This window comes from Pseudochelatococcus sp. (assembly GCF_050946405.1).
GTDB lineage: Bacteria > Pseudomonadota > Alphaproteobacteria > Rhizobiales > Beijerinckiaceae > Pseudochelatococcus.
The window spans coordinates 49,754-70,821 of record NZ_JBMNUS010000004.1 but is presented as its reverse complement, the minus strand read 5'-3'; the positions used below and the strand labels follow the sequence as shown (position 1 = coordinate 70,821).

Sequence of the window (21,068 nt, the reverse complement as noted above, 5' to 3'; positions counted from 1 at the left end):
TCATCAGGCGGCCGGCGCGCCGAGATAGGCGTCGGTCGACAGCACGGCGGCATAGGCGAAAGCCAGCGCCGCCATGGCGGCGTCGTGAACCTGCGCGGCCGGAACGGTCGTGCCGTTGAAGTCGAGATCCCGCGTAGCAACGGCGTCGTGGACGACCGTGGTGCGATAGCCGTAATCGGACGACGCGCGCGTGGCGGCGTCGACGCACATGTGGCTCATGGCGCCGACGATCGTCACGTCGGCCACGCCGTTGCTGTCGAGCACGTCCTTCAGGTCGGTGTTCAGGAAGGCGTTGACGGCGTTCTTGAGCACGACGGTCTCGCCGTCGCGGGGCGCCACGGCGCCGTTGATCGCCGCGCCTTCGGTGCCGGGGGCGAAGAAGGGCGCGTCGTCTCTCGCGAATTCATGGCGGACATGCACGACGAGATCGCCGCCGGCGCGCGCCGCGTCCAGCACGCGCGCCGCGTTGGCGGTGGCGGCGTCGATGTTCACCAGCGGAAAACGGCCGCCGGAATAATAGTCGTTTTGCAAATCGATGATGATCAGCGCACGCTTCGTCATTCTTCCCTCCTTGTCGTGCGCGCCGCGCGGCGCGTTCTGCAACGATTGAAGGCATAAGGCGGCTGTGGCAGTGTGAACATTGGCGATTTTGACAAATGACGGGGCGTTTTCGACAAATGACGGACCCTTGCCGCCCCTGGCATGTGGCGATCCTGATCTATCCTCACGCGCAGATGTCCGCCGTGCTCGGCCTGACCGATCTGTTCGCCGTGGCGGATCGTCTGGCGCGCAACCGGGCCGGGGGCATGCCGCCACGGCTGCGCGTGAGCCATGTCGGGCCGATCGCGGAAACCGGCCGTATGGCCGTATCGTTCGACACCGCCGCGCGGGAACGGGCGGAGGAGGCCGACGAGCGGCCGGATGTCGTCATCCTGCCGCCCAGTCTCGGCGATCCGCCTTCGGGAGAGGCGGTGCCGGCTCTTGCCGGCTGGCTGCGGCGACGCCACGCGGCCGGGGCGACGCTGGCTTCCGTCTGCGCGGGCGGGTTTCTGCTCGCCGAAACCGGACTGCTGGACGGGCGACCGGCGACGACCCACTGGACCTGCTCGGAGTCTTTTGCCGCGCGCTTCCCGCGCGTGAGGGTGGATACGGAGAAGCTGCTGATCGACGACGGCGATATCGTCACCGCCGGCGGGCTCATGGCCTGGACCGATCTCGGGCTTCACCTGCTCGGCCGCTATCTGAACAGGGCCGCGATGGTCGAGACCGCGCGTTTTCTGGTGATCGATCCGCCGGGCCGGGAGCAGCGCTACTATACCGCCTTCTCGCCCCGCCGCGATCACGGCGACGCAGCCGTCCTGAAGGTTCAGCGCTGGCTCGACATACAGGACGAGCGGGCTTTCAGCGTCGGCGCGATGGCAATGCAGGCGGGCCTGGAAGAGCGGACATTCCTGCGCCGCTTCTCGGCGGCGACCGGCTTGCGGCCGGTGGAATACTGCCAGCATCTGCGCATCGACCGCGCGCGCGAACTGCTGGAGAGCACGAACGCGACAGTCGAGCGGATCGGATGGGATGTCGGCTACGGCGACCCGGCTTCGTTTCGAAAGCTTTTTCTCAAACTCACCGGACTGACGCCCAGCAGCTATCGCCGCCGTTTCGGGGCGCGGTCTCAGGCCGATGCGTCCGCTCCGTAGTGATGCGGAGATTTTTCACGTTTCACCGAGATGCAAAAACGCTCTATCGTATGAGCATCTTTTTTCGACCCGAAGGGCCGTGAAGCAAAATGCCCGTGCCGTTCGGGTCGATGCTTTATCGCAATACGTCGACGGCGCTGTCGATGGCCCGTTTTCCGCTGTCGAGCACCGTGACGGATGCATCCGCAGCCCATGCCAATATCGTGCGGCCGGCGTTCATCACCTTGCCGGAATAGGACGGCCGATCTTCCTGCGGGGCATGCGCCACCCGTCCGTCGCAATCCACGCTGCACAGGTTCAGGGGCGCTGCGGCGAGGCGGGCGGGTGGCGCCGCGATCGTCAGCGCCGGCCGGGGAACGGGCTGTGAGGCCGGCGGCCCCGAGAAGGCTGCCGATGCGGTGGACAAGACGGGCCGGCGCGGCGGAAGCGGCGGAGCGGGCGGGAGCCTGCCGGCCTGTAACGCCGCTTCGCCGTCATGGCTGCCGGTCCCTTGCGTGTTGCAGCCGGCCTGTCCCGTGATGCAGGCTGCGGGGCTGGCCTGTCTGTCCGGCGCTTGCGTCGCGACGGCGGGCTTTGCAGCGGGTGTTGCGGGATGCTCCTCGAATTCGATGATGAGATCGCCGCGGTGGCGGCCTGTCCATGGCGCGTCGGTGGCGGCGAGGGCGAGCATCTCGTTGTCGAGCCGCTCCCGCTCGGACATGCCGGGTTCCAGATGGCCGAGCGCGTAGATGAGGCAAGCCGCGGCCGCCACGGCGCCGATCCGCGCGCCGGAGCTTCCGCCTATCCGCAATCCGATATTTTTCCAGCGTGTCGATTGCAAATCCATCGAATGTTTCGTCCTTCAGTCGAGCTCGGAAAGTGTTTTCAAGCAACGCGGATGCCGGTCTGCGTGAAGAAAACGCGTAAAATCAGGAAGACGGAGGGTTTCCACGTTCCAACGAGATGGAGAAACCCTTCAGCCGCAGATTTCGTCGGAGCGGGCCAATATCCTGTCGGCGAGCCGGTTGAGGTGAATGCCGTCCGGCGCGTGAAGCGGCTCGCGCGGGGAAAGACCGTCTGCGGGCGGGAACAGCACGACGCGGCGGCATTTTCCGCTGTCGCAGGTCTCGCCGACGATGGCGTCGAATGCCCGGACGGCCGCCGGCGAGAAGCCCGTCGCTCCCGGCTCCCGCAACGGGGGCACCTGCGATACGACGACGCGCGTCGATTTCCAGTGCAGGATCGAGAGCAGGGTGTCGAGGTTTTCCCGGAAGCCGGCGCGCGCCGCGTCCGTATCCGGCTTGCGCTTGAGGTTGGCGTCGTTGGTGCCGGCGATCAGCAGCGTCAGTTTCGGCGGCCTGATCTTCGCGGCGGAGAGAAAGGGCGCCATGTCGGCGAGCGTCGCGCCGGAGAGGCCGGCGTTGAGGGTCGGCAATCCGCAAAGCGCGGGCAGAAGGAGCCGCTCCGTGTGCGAATCCCCCGCGAGCAGGATGTAGTCGCCCTCGATCTGTTCGGCCTGCGCCTCCACCGTCCGCAGCCGCACGAGCGCGTAACCGTCATGCGGCCCGGCGGCTTCCGTCATCATGAATGCGGAAACGGGAACGATGGCGATCATGGCCAGTATTCCCACGCCGATCAGCGTTTTCGTTATCCGGCCATAGGGCGGCAGGCCGCGCGGCGCGATCAGCGGCCACCGGAACCATGCCGGAAATGGAGAGCGGGCGTGCATAGGGGCCTCCTTCGTGAGGCAGCACCATCGCCGACGTTTGTTTCCCGGTTATTCCGGCTTTGAGGCGTTTTGTATCATGCCGGTTTCCACCGGCGGCGCAGAAACAATCCGATACAAAATTCCGATTTCTTCAGCCAGGATCATGCGTTAACTGGTGCCATCGAACACCGGCATGCGAGGGGTGGCTGGGAACATGGGCGATGCGCCGCATATCCTGATCGTCGAGGATGACCCGGATATCAGTGCACTCGTTGCCCGCTATCTGGACAATAACGGATTCAGGACCTCCGTCGCGGCGAACGGGCGGGCGATGGATCGCATCCTCGCCGACGCCCGCATCGAGCTCATCGTCCTCGATCTCATGCTGCCGGGCGAGGACGGCCTCAGTATCTGCCGCCGGTTGCGGTCAAGCTCCACCATTCCGGTGCTGATGCTGACGGCGCGGGGCGAGGAGATAGACCGCATCGTCGGTCTCGAGATGGGCGCGGACGATTATCTTGCCAAGCCGTTCAATCCGCGCGAGCTCATGGCGCGCATCCGCGCCATCCTCCGGCGGGCTGCGCAGGACGGCGGAGAAGTGGAAGACGACGTGCCGCTGCACACGTTCGAGGGCTGGGTGGTGGATGCGCGCCAGCGCCATCTCGTTGACCCGGACGGCGCGCGCGTCTCCCTCACCGGGGCGGAGTTCGATCTGCTGATGGCTTTCTGCACCCGTTCGCAGCGCGTGCTGACGCGCGAGCAATTGCTCGATCTCACGCGCGGAAGGGAGCCCGGCCCCTTCGACCGCAGCATCGACATTCTGGTCAGCCGCCTGCGGCAGAAGCTCGAACGCGATCCGCGGGATCCCCGCTTCATCAGGACGGTGCGCAACAGCGGCTACATGTTCGCGGTCAAGGTGGAGCGGCAATGATTTCCGATCTCGCAACGGTGATTCACCCGCGCCGCATCGCGGGGCAGATCGCGCTGCTCAGCATCGCCGCGGTCGTGCTGTCGCAAATTCTGATCTCGACGGTGTTCCTTGTCTTGCGGCCGCTGCCGCAGGAGCGTGAGTTCGAACGCCGCGACGCGGAGCTTGCCGCCATCGTCGGCATGGTGGACGATATCGCCGCGGGGCCGACGCTCGGCGCGGTTACGGCGTCTCTGGCGGGGCGTTATCCGTGGCTCGGCGTGTCCGCGCAACTGCCCGCATGGGCGACGGTTCCCCTGCCGCCCGATCATCCGGCCGTGGCGAGGTTCGGCCGGCGCTTCGGTGAGGATGTCGCGGTCTATCATCGCCGGGATCTGTCTGGAACCGGCGCGGGCGATATCGCCCTGCGCCTCGCCAACGGCATGGTCCTGATCGCGTCCGGCATACCGGAGATGCCGCCCGGCCCGCCCGCCGGCGTCCGGCTGATGGTGATGCTAGGGTTCCTTGCGCCGGTTCTCGTGCTGCTGACATTCTGGGCTGTGACGGCCATCACCGCGCCGCTGCGGCGGTTCGCGGAGGCGGCGGAGAACTTCGACGTCAACCGCGAGCACGAGCCGCTTCTGGAGCAGGGGCCGGAGGAGATCCGCAGCGCGGCGCGGGCCTTCAACCGCATGCGCGACCGCATCAAGGAGCTTATCGACGAGCGCACCCAGATGCTGCTCGCCGTCAGCCACGATCTCAGGACGCCCATCACCCGCCTGCGGCTGCGCACGGAGTTCATCGAGGACGAAGCCGCCCGCACGCAGATGGAGCGGGATCTCGACCAGATCAACGCCATGCTGGGATCGGCGCTGTCGCTCATCCGCGACGAGCGAACCGGGGTCGCGCTTTCCACCATCGATATCGCGAGTCTCACGCAGACGGTGACGGACGAATTCGCCGAGCTTGGCCACGGCGTCAGCTACATCGGCCCCGACCGTCTGGTGTGCCTGGGCCGGCTCGACGACATGCATCGCGTGCTGACCAACCTTGTCGGCAATGCCGTGCGCCATGCGCGGACCGTGGTGGTGCGTCTGCGCTACGGCGACAACGGCGGCATCGTCCTGACGGTGGAGGACGACGGACCGGGCATTCCGCCCGAGCGCCGCGAGGCCGCGCTGAAGCCCTTCGTGCGTCTGGAGGACGAACGCCCGGTTCGCTCGGGGCAGGGCTTCGGGCTGGGGCTTGCGATCGCGCGTTCGCTTGTGCGGGCGCAAGGCGGGCGGCTGTCGTTGCATGACAATGTTCCGCATGGACTCGTGGCGCGTATCGACCTGCCGCAAATACCGGCGCATTCATCCGTATCGGGGCATTCATGAGTAATGGAAGGCGGCGACGGGTTGTCGTCAGGGTGCTGCTGCTTTTCGTTGCGGCTGCCGGCCTCGGGGCGGCATATCTGGTGCGGGAGCGCGACCGGACGACCTCGCAGGCGGCCAGCGTGATGACGGCGCCGGTGACGCGCGGCAATGTCGAGGTGACGGTGCTCGCCACCGGCATCCTCAAGCCCGTGCGGCTCGTCGCCGTGGGCGCGCAGGTCTCAGGCCGGGTGACGGCGCTCAAGGTCGAGCCCGGACATCAGGTGAAGGCGGGCGACCTCATCGCCGAAATCGATTCGGTGACGCAGGAGAACGCCTTGCGCACCGCGCAGGCGGCGCTGGCCGGCGTGCGCGCCCAGCGTGCCGAGAAGGCAGCGAGCCTCAGGCTCGCCGAGATCACGCTGGAGCGCCAGCGCAGGATGGCGGCCCAGCGCGCGGTATCGCAGGCCGAACTCGACAGCGCCGACGCGGAAGTCGCCGTCACGCGCGCCCAGATCGAGGCGCTGGACGCGCAGATCATCCAGTCGGAGGTATCCGTGGAAACGGCGAGAGCCAATCTCGGCTACACCCGCATCACCGCGCCGATCGACGGCACGGTGCTGGCGGTGGTGACGCAGGAGGGCCAGACGGTCAACGCCGCGCAATCGGCGCCGACCATCGTCATCCTCGGGCAGCTCGACACCATGACCGTGCGCGCCGAGATATCGGAGGCCGATGTCGTGCATGTCGCGCCCGGCCAGCCGGTTTACTTCACCATCCTGGGGGATACCGGCCGGCGCTACGACGCGACGTTGCAGCGCATAGAGCCCGCGCCCGATTCGGTGTCCAGCGACAGCAGCTTCAGCACTTCGTCGGGCGGTTCGTCCGCGAGCTCGTCCAGCTCGACGTCCGCCATCTATTACAACGGCGTGTTCGACATTCCCAACCCCGAAGGGCGGCTGCGCACCTACATGACCGCCGAGGTGCATATCGTGCTGGGCCGGGCGGAAAACGCGCTCACGATTCCCGCCACCGCGCTGGGGAAGGCGACGCCGGACGGCGGCGCTTATGCCGTGCAGGTGGCCGAGCCGTCCGGCCGCATCGCGGCGCGGCAGGTGACGATCGGCCTCAACAACAAGATCACGGCGGAGGTGCTTTCCGGTCTCGCGGAGGGGGAGCGCGTCGTGATCGGGACGTATACGGCGCAGGCCGGCGCGGCGGCGGGCAGTTCCCGCCGGGGGCCGCCGTCGCCCATGGGGTTCTAGGCGATGGACCGGCCAACGGACGACCGCCCGGCGCACGAGCCGCTGCTCGTGGTCGAGCGCCTGCGCCGCGCCTTTCCGGCCGGCGACGATACGCTCGTCGTGCTCAAGGACATCGACCTGACGATCCATGCCGGCGAGATGGTCGCCATCGTCGGCGCGTCGGGCTCCGGCAAGTCGACCCTGATGAACATCCTGGGGTGCCTCGACAGGCCGACCGCCGGCGGCTACCGCATCCGCGGCCGGGAGACGTCGACGCTCGACAGCGACGAACTGGCGGAACTGCGGCGCGAGCATTTCGGCTTCATCTTCCAGCGCTATCACCTGCTGCCGGAGCTGACGGCGATCGGCAACGTCGAGATGCCGGCGATCTACGCCGGTATCGGCGCGCGGGAGCGCGAGGCCCATGCGACGGAATTGCTCACCCGTCTCGGCATGGCGGACCGCCTGTCCCACAGGCCGGGCCAGCTCTCCGGCGGGCAGCAGCAGCGCGTCTCCATCGCCCGCGCCCTGATGAACGGCGCCGACGTCATCCTCGCCGACGAGCCGACCGGCGCGCTCGATTCCCGCAGCGGCGAGGAGGTGCTTGCGATCCTGCAAGAGCTGAACCGCGCCGGCAAGACCGTGATCATCGTCACGCACGACATGGGCGTGGCGCAGCGGGCGCAGCGGATCATCGAACTGAAGGACGGCGCCATCGTCGCCGATCGCAGAACCGGGCAGGACGAGGAAGCGGACGCGGGCGAGGCGGGCCCCGCCGATGCGGCGGAACGCCGGCCGCAGGCGAAAAAGCGGTGGCGGACGGGAATCGATCGCTTCAGCGAAGCGTTCCGCATGGCCTTCCTGTCGATGAGCGCGCACAAGCTGCGCACGTTCCTGACCATGCTCGGCATCATCATCGGCATCGCCTCGGTGGTGTGCGTCGTCGCGCTCGGCACCGGATCGCGGCAGCAGGTGCTGGCGAACATCAGCAGCCTGGGCACCAACACGCTGGAAATCTTCGCGGGCAGGGATTTCGGCGACACGCGGTCCGGCAAGATCACGACGCTCGTGGTCGCCGACGCCGATGCGCTCGCCATGCAATCCTACGTCGCCGCCGTCACGCCGACGGTGTCGACCAGCGACCTGCTGCGGTTCGGGTCGATTTCCGCCAATGCCATGGTCAACGGCGTGGGCGACCAGTATTTCGACGCCAGAGGGGTGAAGCTCGCCGAGGGCCAGTTGTTCGACGCCGGCAGCGTGCGCACCAGGGCGCAGGAAGTGGTCATCGACGAGAATACCCGCAAGGCGTTGTTCGCGAGTTTTTCCGGCAGCCCGGTGGGGCAGGTGATCCTGATCGGCAAGATGCCCGCGCGCGTCATCGGCGTGACGCTGCCGCAGCAGGGGGGATTCGGCTCCAGCCAGAACCCTTCCGTCTATCTGCCCTACACCACCGTGCAGACGCGCATTCTGGGCAATACGACGCTGCGCAGCATCACGGTGCGCGTCGCCGACGACACCCCGACCGCGCTGGCGGAGCAGGCCGTCACCGATTTCCTGCTGGCGCGCCATGGCGTGAAGGACTTCTTCATTCTCAACACCGACGACATCCGCCAGACCATCACCAGCACGACGGAGACGCTGACGCTGCTGATATCCGCCATCGCGCTGATCTCGCTTCTGGTCGGCGGCATCGGCGTCATGAACATCATGCTCGTCACGGTTTCCGAGCGGGTGGGGGAGATCGGCGTGCGCATGGCGGTCGGCGCGCGTCAGGGCGACATCATGCAGCAATTCCTGATCGAGGCCATCGTCGTCTGCTTCATCGGCGGGCTGGGCGGCATCGGGCTGGCCTTGGGCTTCGGCGCGATCTTCGAGCTTGCGGGGTCGACTTTCCGCCTGGTCTATTCATCCGCTTCCATTGCAGCCTCGCTGCTGTGTTCGACGGTCATCGGCGTCGCTTTCGGATACCTGCCGGCAAAGAGCGCCGCGCAGCTCGATCCGGTCGTCGCGCTGTCACGCAACTGAAGCGCCCCGCGCGGCGTCGCCGACCCTTTCGGGGTCAATGCGGCGCGGGGAGAGCGTATTCATGCGTTTTAAGTGATACAAGTTCTAATGAAAGACTTTCACGCGCCCATATAAGGGTTCTTATTATTGAACGAGAGCCATGGATGGGCTATGAGGTGCCCTGAGAATAATTGATGTAACTTCCTGAGCGGCGTGAAGAGTGCATTCATGAGTTCGATCGACGGTATCACCGGATTGCTTCCGGCGGGCGTATGGATTTCGTTGCTGTCGGTTGCGGGGATTGGCGCGCTCGCGGTCGTGGCCGTGTTCGTCTGGTTCCGGTATGACATCGTGCCGGCCGAGCCGTTTCAGCCCACGGCTGCGGAAGCCGGCCGGCTTGCCTTTTACGCGCAGCCCGCTTCCTGGTTCGCCGACCGGCTTCAGGGAGCGCCCGAAAACATCGACGGGCAGAGCCTCGATCCCAAATTGCAGTACATGATGGAGCAAAGCCGGCCCTTCGCCGCATGGATGCCGCGCGTCATGCCGGCGATCTACGCGACCGCGCCCGGCCGCGCCTGGCTGCGCAACAAGATCGATCGCACCTGGCTGCTGTACACCAAGGCGACCGGGCCGATGCGCAGCGTGGCGGACCAGGAAATCGCCGGGCGCGGCGGGCCGATCCCGATCCGCATCTATCGCCCCGAGGTCGCTTCGGATGACCCGCTGCCGGTGCTCGTCTACCATCACGGCGGCGGATGGATCTTTTCGAGCATCGCGGCCACGGATCAGGTTTGCCGCCTGCTCGCCAACGAGGCGGGGGTTATCGTCGTGTCGGTCGGTTATCGGCTTGCGCCGGAACATCCGTATCCCGCCGCGAGCGACGACGGGGAAGATGCGTTCCTCTGGGCGAGAGCCAACGCGCCGTCTCTGGGCGGCGATCCGGCCCGCGTCGGCGTCGGCGGCGACAGCGCCGGCGGACATGTCGCCATCAACATCGTCCAGCGGCAGCTTGCCGCCGGCAGGCCCGGCCCGCGCGCCATGCTGCTGTTTTATCCCGGCACCGGCCTGCCGGTCGCCGACCGGTCCTTCGCGCTGTTCGGGCGCGGCTACGGCCTCGACAGCACCTTCATCGATTTCATCCTGCCGCGCGTGTTTCCGGGCCATTCCGATCCGCATGACGGCGTGGACGATTTCATGGACCCGCTGCGCGCGCGAAGCCTCGCGGGGTTGCCGCCGACGATCGTCGCCAGCGCCGGTTTCGACATCCTGCGCGATTCCGGCCGCGCCTTCGCCGAGAGGCTGGAGGCGGAGGGCGTGCCGGTTCGCTACACCCTTTATCCGTCTCTCACGCACAGTTTTCTCCAGTTCTCCGCCGTCGTCGAAGAGGCCGACAGGGCCTCCGTCGAGCAGGCGAGACTGTTCGGGCAGGTCGTTCGCGGGAACGGCGCGGCAGAGTAGGCGACGCCGGCAACGGCCCCGCGGTTTCCACGGATGGGGATGGCGATCCGGGTTTCAGCGCCGGCGGAGATCGAGCGTGTCGGGAAATTCCCGGTGCGGCGTTTCCGCAGGCGGCTGGTAAGAGCCGGGCGTGTGGCCGTGGCCGTCGAAACGGGCGAGGCGGCGCGCCTCGGCCTCGTTGCCGTTGACGGGAAAGGTGTCGTGATTGCGCCCGCCCGGATGCGCGACGTGATAGACGCATCCGCCCAGCGCGCGACCGGACCACGTATCGAAGATGTCGAACGTCAGCGGCGCGTCGACCGGCAGCGCGGGATGCAGCGACCGCGGCGGCTTCCACGCCTTGAAGCGCACGCCCGCCACGGCGGCGCCGGGTTCCGTCGCTCTCAGCGGCACGCGCCGCCCGTTGCAGGCCACGATGCAACGCGCGGGATCGGCGCCCTCCAGCCTCACCTGCAAGCGTTCCACGGAGCTGTCCGTATAGCGCACGGTGCCGCCGATGGCCCCGGTTTCGCCGAGCACGTGCCACGGTTCCAGCGCCTGACGCAGCTCCAGCCGCACGCCCTCAAAGGACACTTCGCCGCAGAACGGGAAACGGAACTCGGCCTGCGCCTCGTACCATTCCTCGCGCAGGTTGAAGCCGTGCCGGCCGAGATCGGCCAGCACGTCGCGAAAATCCTGCCAGACGTAATGCGGCAGCATGAACCGGTCGTGCAGCGCGGTGCCCCAGCGGGTGAACTCGCCCTTGAGCGGGGTCTGCCACAGGCGGGCGATGATCGCCCGGATCAGCAATTGCTGGGCAAGGCTCATGCGCGGATCGGGCGGCATCTCGAAGCCGCGGAATTCGACAAGGCCGAGCCGCCCCGTCGGCCCGTCCGGCGAATAGAGCTTGTCGATGCAGATTTCCGCCCGGTGCGTGTTGCCGGTGACGTCGATGAGCAGGTTGCGCAGCAGCCGGTCCACGAGCCACGGCCGCGGCGGCGTTCCTTCGCCGGGCAGGGGGATCTGCGCCAGCGCGATTTCCAGCTCGTAGAGGCTGTCGTGCCGGGCCTCGTCGATGCGGGGGGCCTGCGATGTCGGGCCGATGAACAGGCCGGAGAAGAGATAGGACAGCGACGGGTGGCGCTGCCAGTAGAGGATGAGGCTCGCCAGCAGATCGGGACGGCGCAGGAAGGGGCTGTCGAGCGGCGTCGCCCCGCCCACGACGACATGGTTGCCGCCGCCGGTGCCGGTGTGCCGACCGTCGATCATGAACTTGTCCGCGCCCAGCCGCGCCCGGCGCGCCTCCTCGTAGACGCCCTGCGTGATGACGACGCATTCGTCCCACGAGGCGGCGGGATGGATGTTGACCTCGATCACGCCCGGATCGGGCGCGACGCGGATGACATTGAGGCGCGGATCGTGCGGCGGCGCGTAGCCCTCGATATGCACCGGCAGGCCCGTGCGCCCGGCGGCCGCTTCCGCCGCGGCGACGAGTTCGAGATAGTCCTCCAGCCGCTCGACGGGCGGCAGGAACACGCACAGCCTGTCGCCGCGCGGCTCGACGGAGATCGCCGTGCGCACGACGCCGTCGACTTCGGACAGGCGCTGTTCGACGAGCGTTTGCCCGGCTTCCGCCGCCGCGAAATGCGCCACCGCCTGTTCCGGGCCGGCCCTGCGGGCGGGCGCCCCGCTGTCGCCCGCATCGCCGGCATCCGGCAGGGGACCGCGCGGCTCGGTCGGGTCGGCCGGGTTGATGTAGGGATAGTCCGCTTCGGATACGTGGGGCAGCGAGCCGAGCGGCAGGCGGTAGCCGACCGGGCTGTCGCCCGGCACGAGCAGAAGATGTCCGCGCCGCGTCTTCCATTTCTCGGACATCCAGCCGCGAGCGGCTCCTCCTTCCGAAGCCGCCTTGCCCTGCCAGCGCTGGACGGGCAGCACGAAGCCGGTGGGCACGCCGAGTCCGCGATCGAACACGGCGGCGATGCGGTGGCGCTCTTCCGGGTCCCGCAGACGGGAATCGTCGGCCGTGACGTTGTCCGGCAGATTCGCCTCGCGGACCAGCCATTCCGCCGGGTCCTCGAAGGCGGGCGCGACGAACTCCGCCGACAGCCCCAGTTCGCCGGCGAAGGCGTTGAGGAAGCCTTGCGCGTCGTCGGGAGCGAGTGCGTCGCCACGCGTCTCCTGCGGCGCTTCGGCCGCGATCAGGCCGGCATCCTGCCATATCGGCTTGCCGTCGCGCCGCCAGTAGAGCGAGAATGTCCAGCGCGGCAGGCTTTCGCCCGGATACCATTTCCCTTGTCCGTAATGCAGGAAGCCGCCGGGCGCGAAGCGCTCGCGCAGCCGCCGGATCAGATCGTCGGCCAGCGCCCGCTTGGCGGGGCCGACGGCGGCGCTGTTCCATTCCTCGCTCTCGAAATCGTCGATCGAGACGAACGTGGGCTCGCCCCCCATGGTCAGCCGTACGTCGCCCGCCTCAAGGGCCGCGTCGACCTTGCGTCCTTCCGCGTCGAGCGCCTGCCAGCTCTCCTCGGAGAAGGGTTTCGTGATGCGCGGATGCTCCGCGATCCGCATCACCCGCATGTCGAAGGAAAAGTCCACCTCCGCATAGCTCGCGAGTCCTGATATCGGCGCGGCATTGCGGTAATGGGGCGTTGCGGCGAGCGGAATGTGGCTCTCGCCCGCCAGCAGGCCGGACGTGGGATCGAGCCCGATCCAGCCCGCGCCCGGCACATAGGCTTCGGCCCAGGCGTGCAGGTCGGTGAAATCGTGGTCGGTGCCCGACGGTCCGTCGAGCGCCTGGAGATCGGGCTTGAGCTGGATCAGATAGCCGGAAACGAAACGCGCCGCGATGCCCAGATGGCGCAACGCCTGCACCAGCAGCCAGCTCGAATCGCGGCACGAGCCCGTCGCGAGGCGCAGGGTTTCTTCCGGCGTCTGCACACCGGGTTCCATCCTGATGACGTAGCCGATTTCCGCGGCGACCCGGCGGTTGACGGCAACGAGAAAATCGGTGGTGCCGATGCGCGCGCGCGGAATGCCGGCGAGAAACGTCGCAAGACGCGGCCCGGCCGGCTCGGCGGCGAGATAGACCGCCAGATCCTGCGCGATGTCCGGCGGATAGGCGAACGGCCAGTGCCCGGCGGCTTCCTCCACGAAGAAGTCGAACGGGTTGTAGACCGTCATGTCCGCGACGAGATCGACCTCGATGCGCAGTTCCCGCACCGGCTCGGGAAAGACGAAACGCGCCAGCCAGTTGCCGTAGATGTCCTGCTGATGATTGACGAAATGCGGCTGCGGCTCCACCTTGAGCGTGTGCGAGATCACCCGCGTGCGGCTGTGGGGCGCAGGGCGCAGGCGGATCACCTGCGGGCCGAGCGTGACCGGACGATCGTATTTGTAATGCGTCAGATGGTGGATGGCGGCCTTGATGCTCATCGGGCGTTTCCTTCGGCATTCCGTCATTCGGCAGCTTCCCGGATGTTGTCGGCCGGGAAGCTTTGACGGTCTCTAGAAATAGGGCGGGTCGGGGATGGCGATATGCGCCGCCCGCAGCGCGGCCGACCAGCGGTCGCTGAGATCGCGGAAATAGGGATCGTCCGCTTCCACGCGATAGGTCGTCTCGGGCACCAGCGCGCCGCGCTTCACCGTGACGAGATCGAGCGGCAGGCCCACGCCGATGTTCGAGCGCAGGGTCGAATCCATGGAGATCAGGCCGAGCTTCAGCGCCTCGTGCAGCCCGGTATGGAAGGTGATCGAGCGGTCGAGGATCGGCTTGCCGTACTTGTGCTCGCCGATTTGCAGGAAGGGCGTGTCCGGTTCGCATTCGATGAAGTTGCCGGCGGCGTAGATCATGAACAGGCGCATGTTCTCGCCCGCCACCTGGCCGCCCAGAATGAAGGTGACGTCGGCCGACACGTTGGCCCTTGCCAGCGCCGCGCCCTGTTCCGCATTGAGCTGCTGGATGGCGCGGCCGATGAGCTGCGCGGCGCGGAACATCGACGGCATGTCGACGAGGCGCTCCGGCTCGCCCGTCTCAGGCGAGGGAAGCCCCTCTTCCAGCAGGCTGATGACCGATTGCGAAATGGACAGGTTGCCGGCCGTGGCGATGGCGAAGATCTTCTCGCCGGGCAGCGTGAACAGGCGCAGCTTGCGGTAGCTGGAAACGTTGTCGATTCCCGCGTTGGTGCGTGTGTCGGCGATCATGACCAGTCCGTCATCGACGCATATGCCCACACAATAGGTCATTCCGGTTTGCTCCATATCGACGCCGGGGAAGATGGGCGAGCCCGTGCGTTGCGCGCGCGGACCCGCCCGGAGGTGGCGTCAGGATAATAGATACTGCTGCGCGATCTCGTCGCCGAGTCTGTTGTTGTCGGCGATGAAACCTGTGATGAACTCGTGCAGCCCCGCCTGAAACAGGCTCTCCATGCAGGCTTCCCCCAGCCGGGCGAGCGTCGCGTCGGCGAGACGCTGGCTCTCCCCCCGGCTGCCGTAGGTATCGGCCATCAGGTCGAGGTGGCGCACCAGCGCCTCGTAGCAGCTCGCCAGCGAGCGCGGCATCTGGCGGTTGAGGATGAGCAGATCCGCGACGAGCCACGGCTTGATGCTTTCGCGGTAGACCCAGTGATACGCCGTCAGCGCCGATACCTCGCGCAGGATGGTGGTCCATTGAAAGTAGTCGAGCCCGCCGCCCACGGCCTCGTTGACCGGCAGCAGCAGATGATATTTCACGTCGAGGATGCGCGCTGTGTTGTCCGCCCGCTCGATGGAGCCGCCGACGCGGGTGAAGTAATAGGCGTCGTTGCGCAGCATCGTGCGGTAGGCGGCGCCCTCGAACATCTGCACGACGCCCTTCACCCAGGCGATGAAGCGGGCGATCTCGTCCCGGTCCATCTCCCGCCCGGCGCTGCCCTTGAGTTCGAGCCACGCGTCATTGATCACCTCCCACATCTCGCTGGTCAGCGCGGTGCGCACGGCGCGCGCGTTGAGGCGCGCCGTGGTCAGGCAATTGCAGATGGACGACGGGTTGTTGGGGTTGAAGGCGATGAAATCGCGCACGGTCCATTCGTCCATGCGGTCGTAAAGGCTCCTGAACAAGGCCGCGCCGCCGGTGGAGGCGATGGCCCCCTCCCATGCATTGCCTTCTCCCGCGTAGCTCGCGGGCAGCGAGGCGAGCCGCGTGCAGGCGTCGAGAATGCGGGCCTGGAAATCGGCGCGTTCAAGGTATCGGGCGCTCCAGTAGATACTTTCTGCCGTTCTCGACAACATCGGCATGCTCCCGAAAGGTTCGAATCTGTCTATGCCGCTACGCACGGTTGAACTTTCTGATGTCTTGCGATCCGCGCATCTCCGTTATCCGTCGAGAATCCACGTGTCCTTGGTGCCGCCGCCCTGGCTCGAATTGACCACCAGAGAGCCTTCCCGGATCGCGACGCGCGTGAGGCCGCCGGGCACGACACGGATTTCGTCGGTGCCCGAGAGCACGAAAGGCCGCAAGTCGACATGGCGGGGGGCGACGCCCGACGCCGCGAAGGTCGGGCAGGTCGAGAGGGCGAGGGTGGGCTGGGCGATGAACTTGTCCGGCGCATGGCGCAGCTTCTTGCGGAACCGGTCGATCTCGCCGCGTGTCGCGCATGGCCCCACGAGCATGCCGTAGCCGCCGGAGCCGTTCACTTCCTTGACGACCAGCTCCGGGAGGCGGTCGAGGACGTAGGCGAGCGCTTCCGGCTCGCGGCAGCGCCATGTCGGCACGTTCTTCAGCAGGGGCTCCTCGCCGGTGAAGAAGCGGACGATCTCCGGCATGTAGCTGTAGATCGCCTTGTCGTCCGCCACGCCGGTGCCCACGGCGTTGGTGAGGGTGACGTTGCCGGCGAGATAGGCGTCCATCAGCCCCGGCACGCCCAGCACCGAGTCGGAGCGGAAGGCGAGGGGGTCGAGAAAATCGTCGTCGATGCGCCGGTAGATGACGTCGACCTGCCGCAGGCCCTCCGTGGTGCGCATGTAGACCTTTTCGTCGGCGACGGTCAGGTCGCGGCCTTCCACCAGTTCGACGCCGAGCTTGTCGGCGAGGAACGAATGTTCGTAGAAGGCGGAATTGTACTGGCCCGGCGTCAGCAGCGCGATGGTCGGGTTGGCCGGCGCCCCGGCGGGCGCGAGGGACTGCAAGGTCGCCAGCAGCGCCTCGGGATAGACCTCGACGGGCGCGATGCGGTGCGAGGCGAACAGCTCCGGGAAAAGGCGCATCATCGCCTCGCGGTTCTCCAGCATGTAGGAGACGCCGGAAGGCGTGCGGGCATTGTCCTCCAGCACGTAGAATTCGTCCTCGCCGACCCGCACGATGTCGATGCCGGCGATGTGGACGTAGAGGTTATGCGGCACGGCGCGTCCGGCCATGCGGGCGACATAGGCCGGGTTGCCGTGAATGAGCTCGCCCGGCACGATCCCGGCCTTGACGCATTCGCAGGCGCCGTAGACATCGACCAGAAAGGCGTTGATCGCGCTCACGCGCTGCTTCAGCCCCTTTTCGAGCACCGCCCATTCCGAGCCCGTCAGCACACGGGGAATGATATCGAAGGGAATGATGCGCTCGCCGGCGTCGGCATCGCCGTAGACGGAGAAGGTGATGCCGATGCGCCTGAAGAAAAGCTCCGCCTGGCTGCGCCGGACGGCGAGCTGCTCGGCCGGCGTCGTTTCCAGCCAGCGCCGCAATGCGTCGTAGGGCGCGCGCGCATCGCCGCCGTAGCCGGTGGGACCATACATCTCATCGAACGCCTCCATGGACATCGCGTCGCCTCCGTTGTTGCCGCACAATCCCGACAAACTGGTAGCAGAGCTCAAGCAAGAGGCGGGCCAGTCGCCGCACCCTGCGCCTCTTTCGGGGCTATGCCGCCGCAAGGTGCGCCTCCGGGGGCGCAAGATGCCCCCTGAAAGCCTGATTTTCAGGCATCGTGCCCGTTTTCGCGGCTGCCGGGCGGCGAAGGCCCGGCGCTTTCATGGCCTTGTCGTGTCGGGCGCGATGAGGAAGGCGAGCAGGTGCCGGTTGAAGGGCGCCGCATCCGTGACGTTCACCGCATGCCCGCCTCTTGCCAGCAGAAGGAGCCGCGCATCCGGCAGCCCTTCCGCCAGACGCAGCGACCGGCCGTAGGGCACGAGCAGATCGTCCTGCGTCGCCATCACCAATGTGGGGGTCGCGACGGCATGTAATTGCGCGTCGATGTCGAAGGCGCGCAATGCCGCCACGCGGCGCAACAGATTCGTCTCTCCCTGGAAACGGGCGAGCGCGTGCGCCTCTTCCCGCGCGAGGCGTTGCGGGTTGTCCGCCATCCACGAGGCCGGATAGAGGAAGAGCGGCTGCGCCCGCACGAACGCGCCAACGCCGGCGCGCTGCAACAGTGCGATGCGTACGTCGAAGCAGCGTTCCGTGTGGGGGTCCGTTCTGCTCCAGGCGTTGACCAGAACCAGCCGGCGGATCAGGCCGGGATGGTGCAGGGCGAGATGCAGGCCGATGAGCCCGCCGAGCGCGTGGCCCACGAAATCGAACCTCGTGAGGCCGAGCCGGCGCGCGATGTCCAGGACGTCATCGGCCATCGCGCCGATGCCGCCCTTCTCCGGCACTTCGCCGCCGGTGCCGCCGGTGCCGCGATGGTCGTAGGTGACGACGCGAAAGGCCCGGCCGAGCGCTTCCACCTGCGGCGCCCAGTAGCCGCCCGCGCCGCCGAGGCCCGACGAGAGCAGGACGGCGGGCGCGTCTTCGCCGGTCAGGCCGGTGATTTCGACGTGCATGATCAGTGCTCCGGGCTGCCGGGAGCGGCGGCGATGCCGCAATAGGCCCGCCCGAAGTAGAGCAGCGGCCGCGCTCCGTCGCCTTCGCCTTCGCCGTCGCCGCCGGCGATGGCCACGGCCTCGCAGAGCAGGATGTCGTGGCTGCCGACGCCGCAGGTGGAGACGATGCGGCAGTCGAACGACACCAGCGCATCGTCGAGCATCGGCGCGCCCGTGGCGGCGCGGCGCCATGCCGCCGCCTCGAAGCGCCGGGGCATGGGCGTCTTGCCGCCGAAGAGCCCGCTCAGGGCCTCGTGGCGGCCCTCCAGCACGTTGACGCACAGCACGCCGTTGCCGGAAACCGCCGGATGGGCGGACGATTCCCGGTTGAGGCACACGAGCAGCGTCGGCGGACTGTCGGTGACGCTGCACACGGCCGTGGCGGCGAAGCCCGCCATCCCCGCCGGGCCGTCCGTCGTGACGATGGTGACGGCGGCGGCGAGGCGCGCCATCGCATCGCGATAGTCGGTCCGGCTGACGGGGGCCGCCGGCCGGGCTTCGCCGCCGCGGGAAGCGATGAGCTGCATGAGAGGCTCCTTCTGGCGCCTGGGCGGGTTTCAGCGCGCGCCGATGTGGGCGACGGAGGCGATTTCGACGACGGCCTCCGGCTTCACGAGACCGGCCTGGATGCAGTAGCGGGCGGGCTTGTCGCCGGGGAAATACGCGGCATAGACGGCGTTGACCGCGCCGTAGTGGCTCCAGTCCGTGATGAAGATGTGGTTCATGGCGATATCGTCGAGCGTGCCGCCCGCCGTCTCGATGACGGATTTGATCGTCTCCAGGATATGCCGCGTCTGGCCCGCGGCGTCGCCCGGATGGACGATGTTGTTGTCCTTGTCGAAGGCAAGCGTTCCCGAGACGTAGACGACGCCGTCCGCGAGCGTGCCGGGGGAAAAGGGCGCGATGGGGGTCGTCGTGCCGGGCGGCAGAATGACGGTCTTGGGCATGGCGGAATTCTCCGTTCGAGGACAGGGATTATTCGTTAGACGGGGTTTGCAGGATCGCGCCGCGGAAATCGTCCACGGTGGAGACCCAGCCGAAGAAGGTTTCGACGTTGTAGACGGCCGCCTGCTGCATGAGGGCCGGCCCGAGATGATGCGTGGCGTCTTCGAGCATCACGCAGAAATATTCGAGGTGAAAGGCGTCGCGCAGCGAGGATTCGACGCAGACATTGGTGGCGATGCCGACGAAGACGAGTGTGCGGATGCCGCGTGCGCGCAGCACGCTGTCCATGTTGGTGTTGAAGAAACCGCTGTAGCGCGTCTTCGGCACCAGAATGTCGCCGGATTGCGGGGCGAGGGCGTCGACGATGGCATAGTCCCAGGTGCCCTTCGCCAGCAGCTTGCCCGCGAGTTCCGGGCGCCGGCGCATGGTCTTGAGCGCGTTCGACTTGTGCCAGTTGGGAGAGCCGGGGCCGCCGGCCTCCACGTAATCGCCGTCCCAGCCGTTCTGGAAATAGACGATCTGCACGCCCGCCGCCCGCGCCGCGTCGAGCGTGCGGGCGATATTGGCGATGACGCCCTGCGCCCCCGAAATGTCGAAGCCGGCGAGGTCGACATAGCCGCCTTCGGTGGAATAGGCGTTCTGCATGTCCACCACCACGACCGCGGTTTCGGCGGGCGAAAGCGTGACGGGCTCGGGGCGCGCGGGCAGGGTGAGGGCGCGGGCCGCGCCTGTAGTGGGCCGGAAGCCGGCGGCCGTCGTGTCGGCGCTCATGCGGCGGCTCCCCGCGCGGGCGCGCCGATATGCGCGCGGCTTTTCATCAGCGGCTGGATGCGGGTGCCGAAGTCGTCGATGCCCTTGAGGAAGTCGTCGAAGGTGAGCATGACGCCGCCGGTGTCGTTGACGGTCGCCACCTCGTCCAGCATGCGCGCCACCGTGGCGTAGGAGCCCACCAGCGTGCCCATGTTGATGTTGACGGCCGAAACGGGATCGGCCATCTGCCGCACGTTGGTATCGTCGCCGGATTTCGCGTCCGCCGCGCCTTGCAGGCCGAGCCATGCGATGGCCTCCTGGTCGGCGCCGGCCTTGTAGTGCTCCCACTTCGCCCGCGCGGCCTCGTCCGTCTCGTCGGCGACGATCATGAAGAGGACGAAGGATTCCACCTTGCGGCCCGTCCTGTCCGTCTGCGCGCGCAGGCGCTCGACGGTGGGGGCGAAGGCGGTCGGCGTGTTGATGCCCACGCCGAAACAGAAATTGTAGTCCGCGTATTGCGCCGAGAAAGCCATGCCGGCATTCGAGGAGCCGGCGCAGACCAGTTTCATGTCCGCCTGCGGGCGCGGCGACAGGCGGCAATCGTCCATCCGAAAGAACGCGCCCCGGAAATCGCTGCGGCCGGTCTCCCACAATTCGCGCAGGATGGTGGCGTATTCCGTGAGGTAATCGTAGCGCCGGCTGAAATAGTCGTCGCCCGGCCAGAGTCCCATCTGCGAATATTCCGGCTTCTGCCAGCCCGTGACGAGGTTGACGCCGAACCGGCCGTTCGAGATCGAATCGATGGTCGAGGCCATGCGGGCCACGATGGCCGGCGGCATCACGAGCGTCGCGGCGGTGGCGAAAAGGCGGATGCGGCTGGTGACGGCGGCGAGCCCCGCCATCAGCGTGAAGGATTCCAGATTATGATCCCAGAACTCCGTCTTGCCGCCGAAGCCGCGCAGCTTGATCATGGACAGGGCGAAATCGAAGCCGTGTGCTTCCGCCTTGAGGGTGATTTCCCGGTTGAGCGCGAAGGTCGGCTTGTATTGGGGCGCGTTCTCGGACAGCAGCCAACCGTTATTCCCGATCGGAATGAAGACACCGACTTCCATGACGTAACTCCTCGTGCCGCGTGGGAAGCGGCAACCGCGCCATGGGCGCGCCGCCGCGATGCGGGGGTTCTTGCAACGCGCGTGCCAGAGAGGAGTTTTCATGCCGGCCGAG

18 protein-coding genes are annotated in these 21,068 nt (G+C 67.3%); 6 read left to right on the top strand and 12 right to left on the bottom strand.

Features of this window, described 5'->3' with window-relative positions; genetic code table 11:
• Positions 1 to 3 precede the first annotated feature (3 nt).
• Positions 4 to 561, bottom strand: coding sequence for a cysteine hydrolase family protein (locus tag ACOYJQ_RS08245; RefSeq protein ID WP_433457575.1), 558 nt, complete (start codon positions 559 to 561; stop codon positions 4 to 6).
• 116 nt (positions 562 to 677) lie between these two features.
• On the opposite strand from ACOYJQ_RS08245, the gene ACOYJQ_RS08240 reads away from it, so the two are divergent.
• The gene (locus ACOYJQ_RS08240) at positions 678 to 1,694 is read left to right on the top strand and encodes a GlxA family transcriptional regulator (protein WP_433457574.1); all 1,017 of its coding nucleotides are present in this window, start codon (positions 678 to 680) and stop codon (positions 1,692 to 1,694) included.
• Between the two features lie 115 nt (positions 1,695 to 1,809).
• Here ACOYJQ_RS08240 and ACOYJQ_RS08235 read toward each other — a convergent pair whose 3' ends face one another.
• Together ACOYJQ_RS08235 and ACOYJQ_RS08230 are read right to left on the bottom strand one after the other, a co-directional pair.
• Positions 1,810 to 2,445, bottom strand: coding sequence for a hypothetical protein (locus tag ACOYJQ_RS08235; protein ID WP_433457573.1), 636 nt, complete (start codon positions 2,443 to 2,445; stop codon positions 1,810 to 1,812).
• 204 nt (positions 2,446 to 2,649) lie between these two features.
• Entirely contained in the window at positions 2,650 to 3,402 is a 753-nt protein-coding gene (locus tag ACOYJQ_RS08230; protein WP_433457572.1) for an SGNH/GDSL hydrolase family protein, read from the bottom strand.
• 193 nt (positions 3,403 to 3,595) lie between these two features.
• Here ACOYJQ_RS08230 and ACOYJQ_RS08225 point away from each other — a divergent pair, with 193 nt between their 5' ends.
• The 5 genes from ACOYJQ_RS08225 to ACOYJQ_RS08205 all read left to right on the top strand — a co-directional run bounded on the left by ACOYJQ_RS08225 (position 3,596) and on the right by ACOYJQ_RS08205 (position 10,349).
• A complete protein-coding gene (locus ACOYJQ_RS08225; RefSeq protein ID WP_433457846.1) occupies positions 3,596 to 4,312 on the top strand; it encodes a response regulator in 717 nt (238 codons plus the stop codon).
• A complete protein-coding gene (locus ACOYJQ_RS08220) occupies positions 4,309 to 5,667 on the top strand; it encodes an ATP-binding protein (protein WP_433457571.1) in 1,359 nt (452 codons plus the stop codon). The genes ACOYJQ_RS08225 and ACOYJQ_RS08220 overlap by 4 nt, the downstream gene beginning before the upstream one ends.
• Positions 5,664 to 6,908: an efflux RND transporter periplasmic adaptor subunit gene (locus tag ACOYJQ_RS08215; protein WP_433457570.1), complete on the top strand. Its 1,245-nt coding sequence runs from the start codon at positions 5,664 to 5,666 to the stop codon at positions 6,906 to 6,908. Before ACOYJQ_RS08220 ends, ACOYJQ_RS08215 begins: the two co-directional genes overlap by 4 nt.
• Positions 6,909 to 6,911: 3 nt before the next feature.
• A complete protein-coding gene (locus ACOYJQ_RS08210) occupies positions 6,912 to 8,912 on the top strand; it encodes a MacB family efflux pump subunit (protein ID WP_433457569.1) in 2,001 nt (666 codons plus the stop codon).
• 207 nt (positions 8,913 to 9,119) lie between these two features.
• Positions 9,120 to 10,349, top strand: coding sequence for an alpha/beta hydrolase (locus ACOYJQ_RS08205; RefSeq protein ID WP_433457568.1), 1,230 nt, complete (start codon positions 9,120 to 9,122; stop codon positions 10,347 to 10,349).
• 54 nt (positions 10,350 to 10,403) lie between these two features.
• Here the strand turns inward: ACOYJQ_RS08205 and ACOYJQ_RS08200 are convergent, their stop codons facing one another.
• The 9 genes from ACOYJQ_RS08200 to rutA form a co-directional block, all read right to left on the bottom strand.
• Positions 10,404 to 13,763, bottom strand: a complete 3,360-nt coding sequence (locus ACOYJQ_RS08200) for a DUF2126 domain-containing protein (protein ID WP_433457567.1) — start codon at positions 13,761 to 13,763, stop codon at positions 10,404 to 10,406.
• Between the two features lie 72 nt (positions 13,764 to 13,835).
• Complete coding sequence (locus tag ACOYJQ_RS08195) at positions 13,836 to 14,573, bottom strand: peptidase (protein ID WP_433457566.1); 738 nt, start codon at positions 14,571 to 14,573, stop codon at positions 13,836 to 13,838.
• Between the two features lie 78 nt (positions 14,574 to 14,651).
• On the bottom strand, positions 14,652 to 15,596 hold the full coding sequence (locus ACOYJQ_RS08190) for an alpha-E domain-containing protein (RefSeq protein ID WP_433457565.1): 945 nt from the start codon (positions 15,594 to 15,596) through the stop codon (positions 14,652 to 14,654).
• Positions 15,597 to 15,680: 84 nt separating this feature from the next.
• Positions 15,681 to 17,111, bottom strand: a complete 1,431-nt coding sequence (locus tag ACOYJQ_RS08185) for a circularly permuted type 2 ATP-grasp protein (RefSeq protein ID WP_433457563.1) — start codon at positions 17,109 to 17,111, stop codon at positions 15,681 to 15,683.
• 207 nt (positions 17,112 to 17,318) lie between these two features.
• A complete protein-coding gene (gene rutD, locus ACOYJQ_RS08180; protein WP_433457562.1) occupies positions 17,319 to 18,110 on the bottom strand; it encodes a pyrimidine utilization protein D in 792 nt (263 codons plus the stop codon).
• A 2-nt stretch (positions 18,111 to 18,112) separates the two neighbouring features.
• Positions 18,113 to 18,676: a flavin reductase gene (locus ACOYJQ_RS08175; protein WP_433457561.1), complete on the bottom strand. Its 564-nt coding sequence runs from the start codon at positions 18,674 to 18,676 to the stop codon at positions 18,113 to 18,115.
• Positions 18,677 to 18,706: 30 nt separating this feature from the next.
• Positions 18,707 to 19,096 (bottom strand): pyrimidine utilization protein C, encoded by a 390-nt coding sequence (gene rutC / locus ACOYJQ_RS08170; protein WP_433457560.1) that lies wholly within the window; start codon positions 19,094 to 19,096, stop codon positions 18,707 to 18,709.
• Between the two features lie 28 nt (positions 19,097 to 19,124).
• Positions 19,125 to 19,865, bottom strand: a complete 741-nt coding sequence (rutB, locus tag ACOYJQ_RS08165) for a pyrimidine utilization protein B (protein ID WP_433457559.1) — start codon at positions 19,863 to 19,865, stop codon at positions 19,125 to 19,127.
• A complete protein-coding gene (gene rutA, locus ACOYJQ_RS08160) occupies positions 19,862 to 20,956 on the bottom strand; it encodes a pyrimidine utilization protein A (RefSeq protein WP_433457558.1) in 1,095 nt (364 codons plus the stop codon). Before rutA ends, rutB begins: the two co-directional genes overlap by 4 nt.
• Positions 20,957 to 21,068 lie beyond the last annotated feature (112 nt).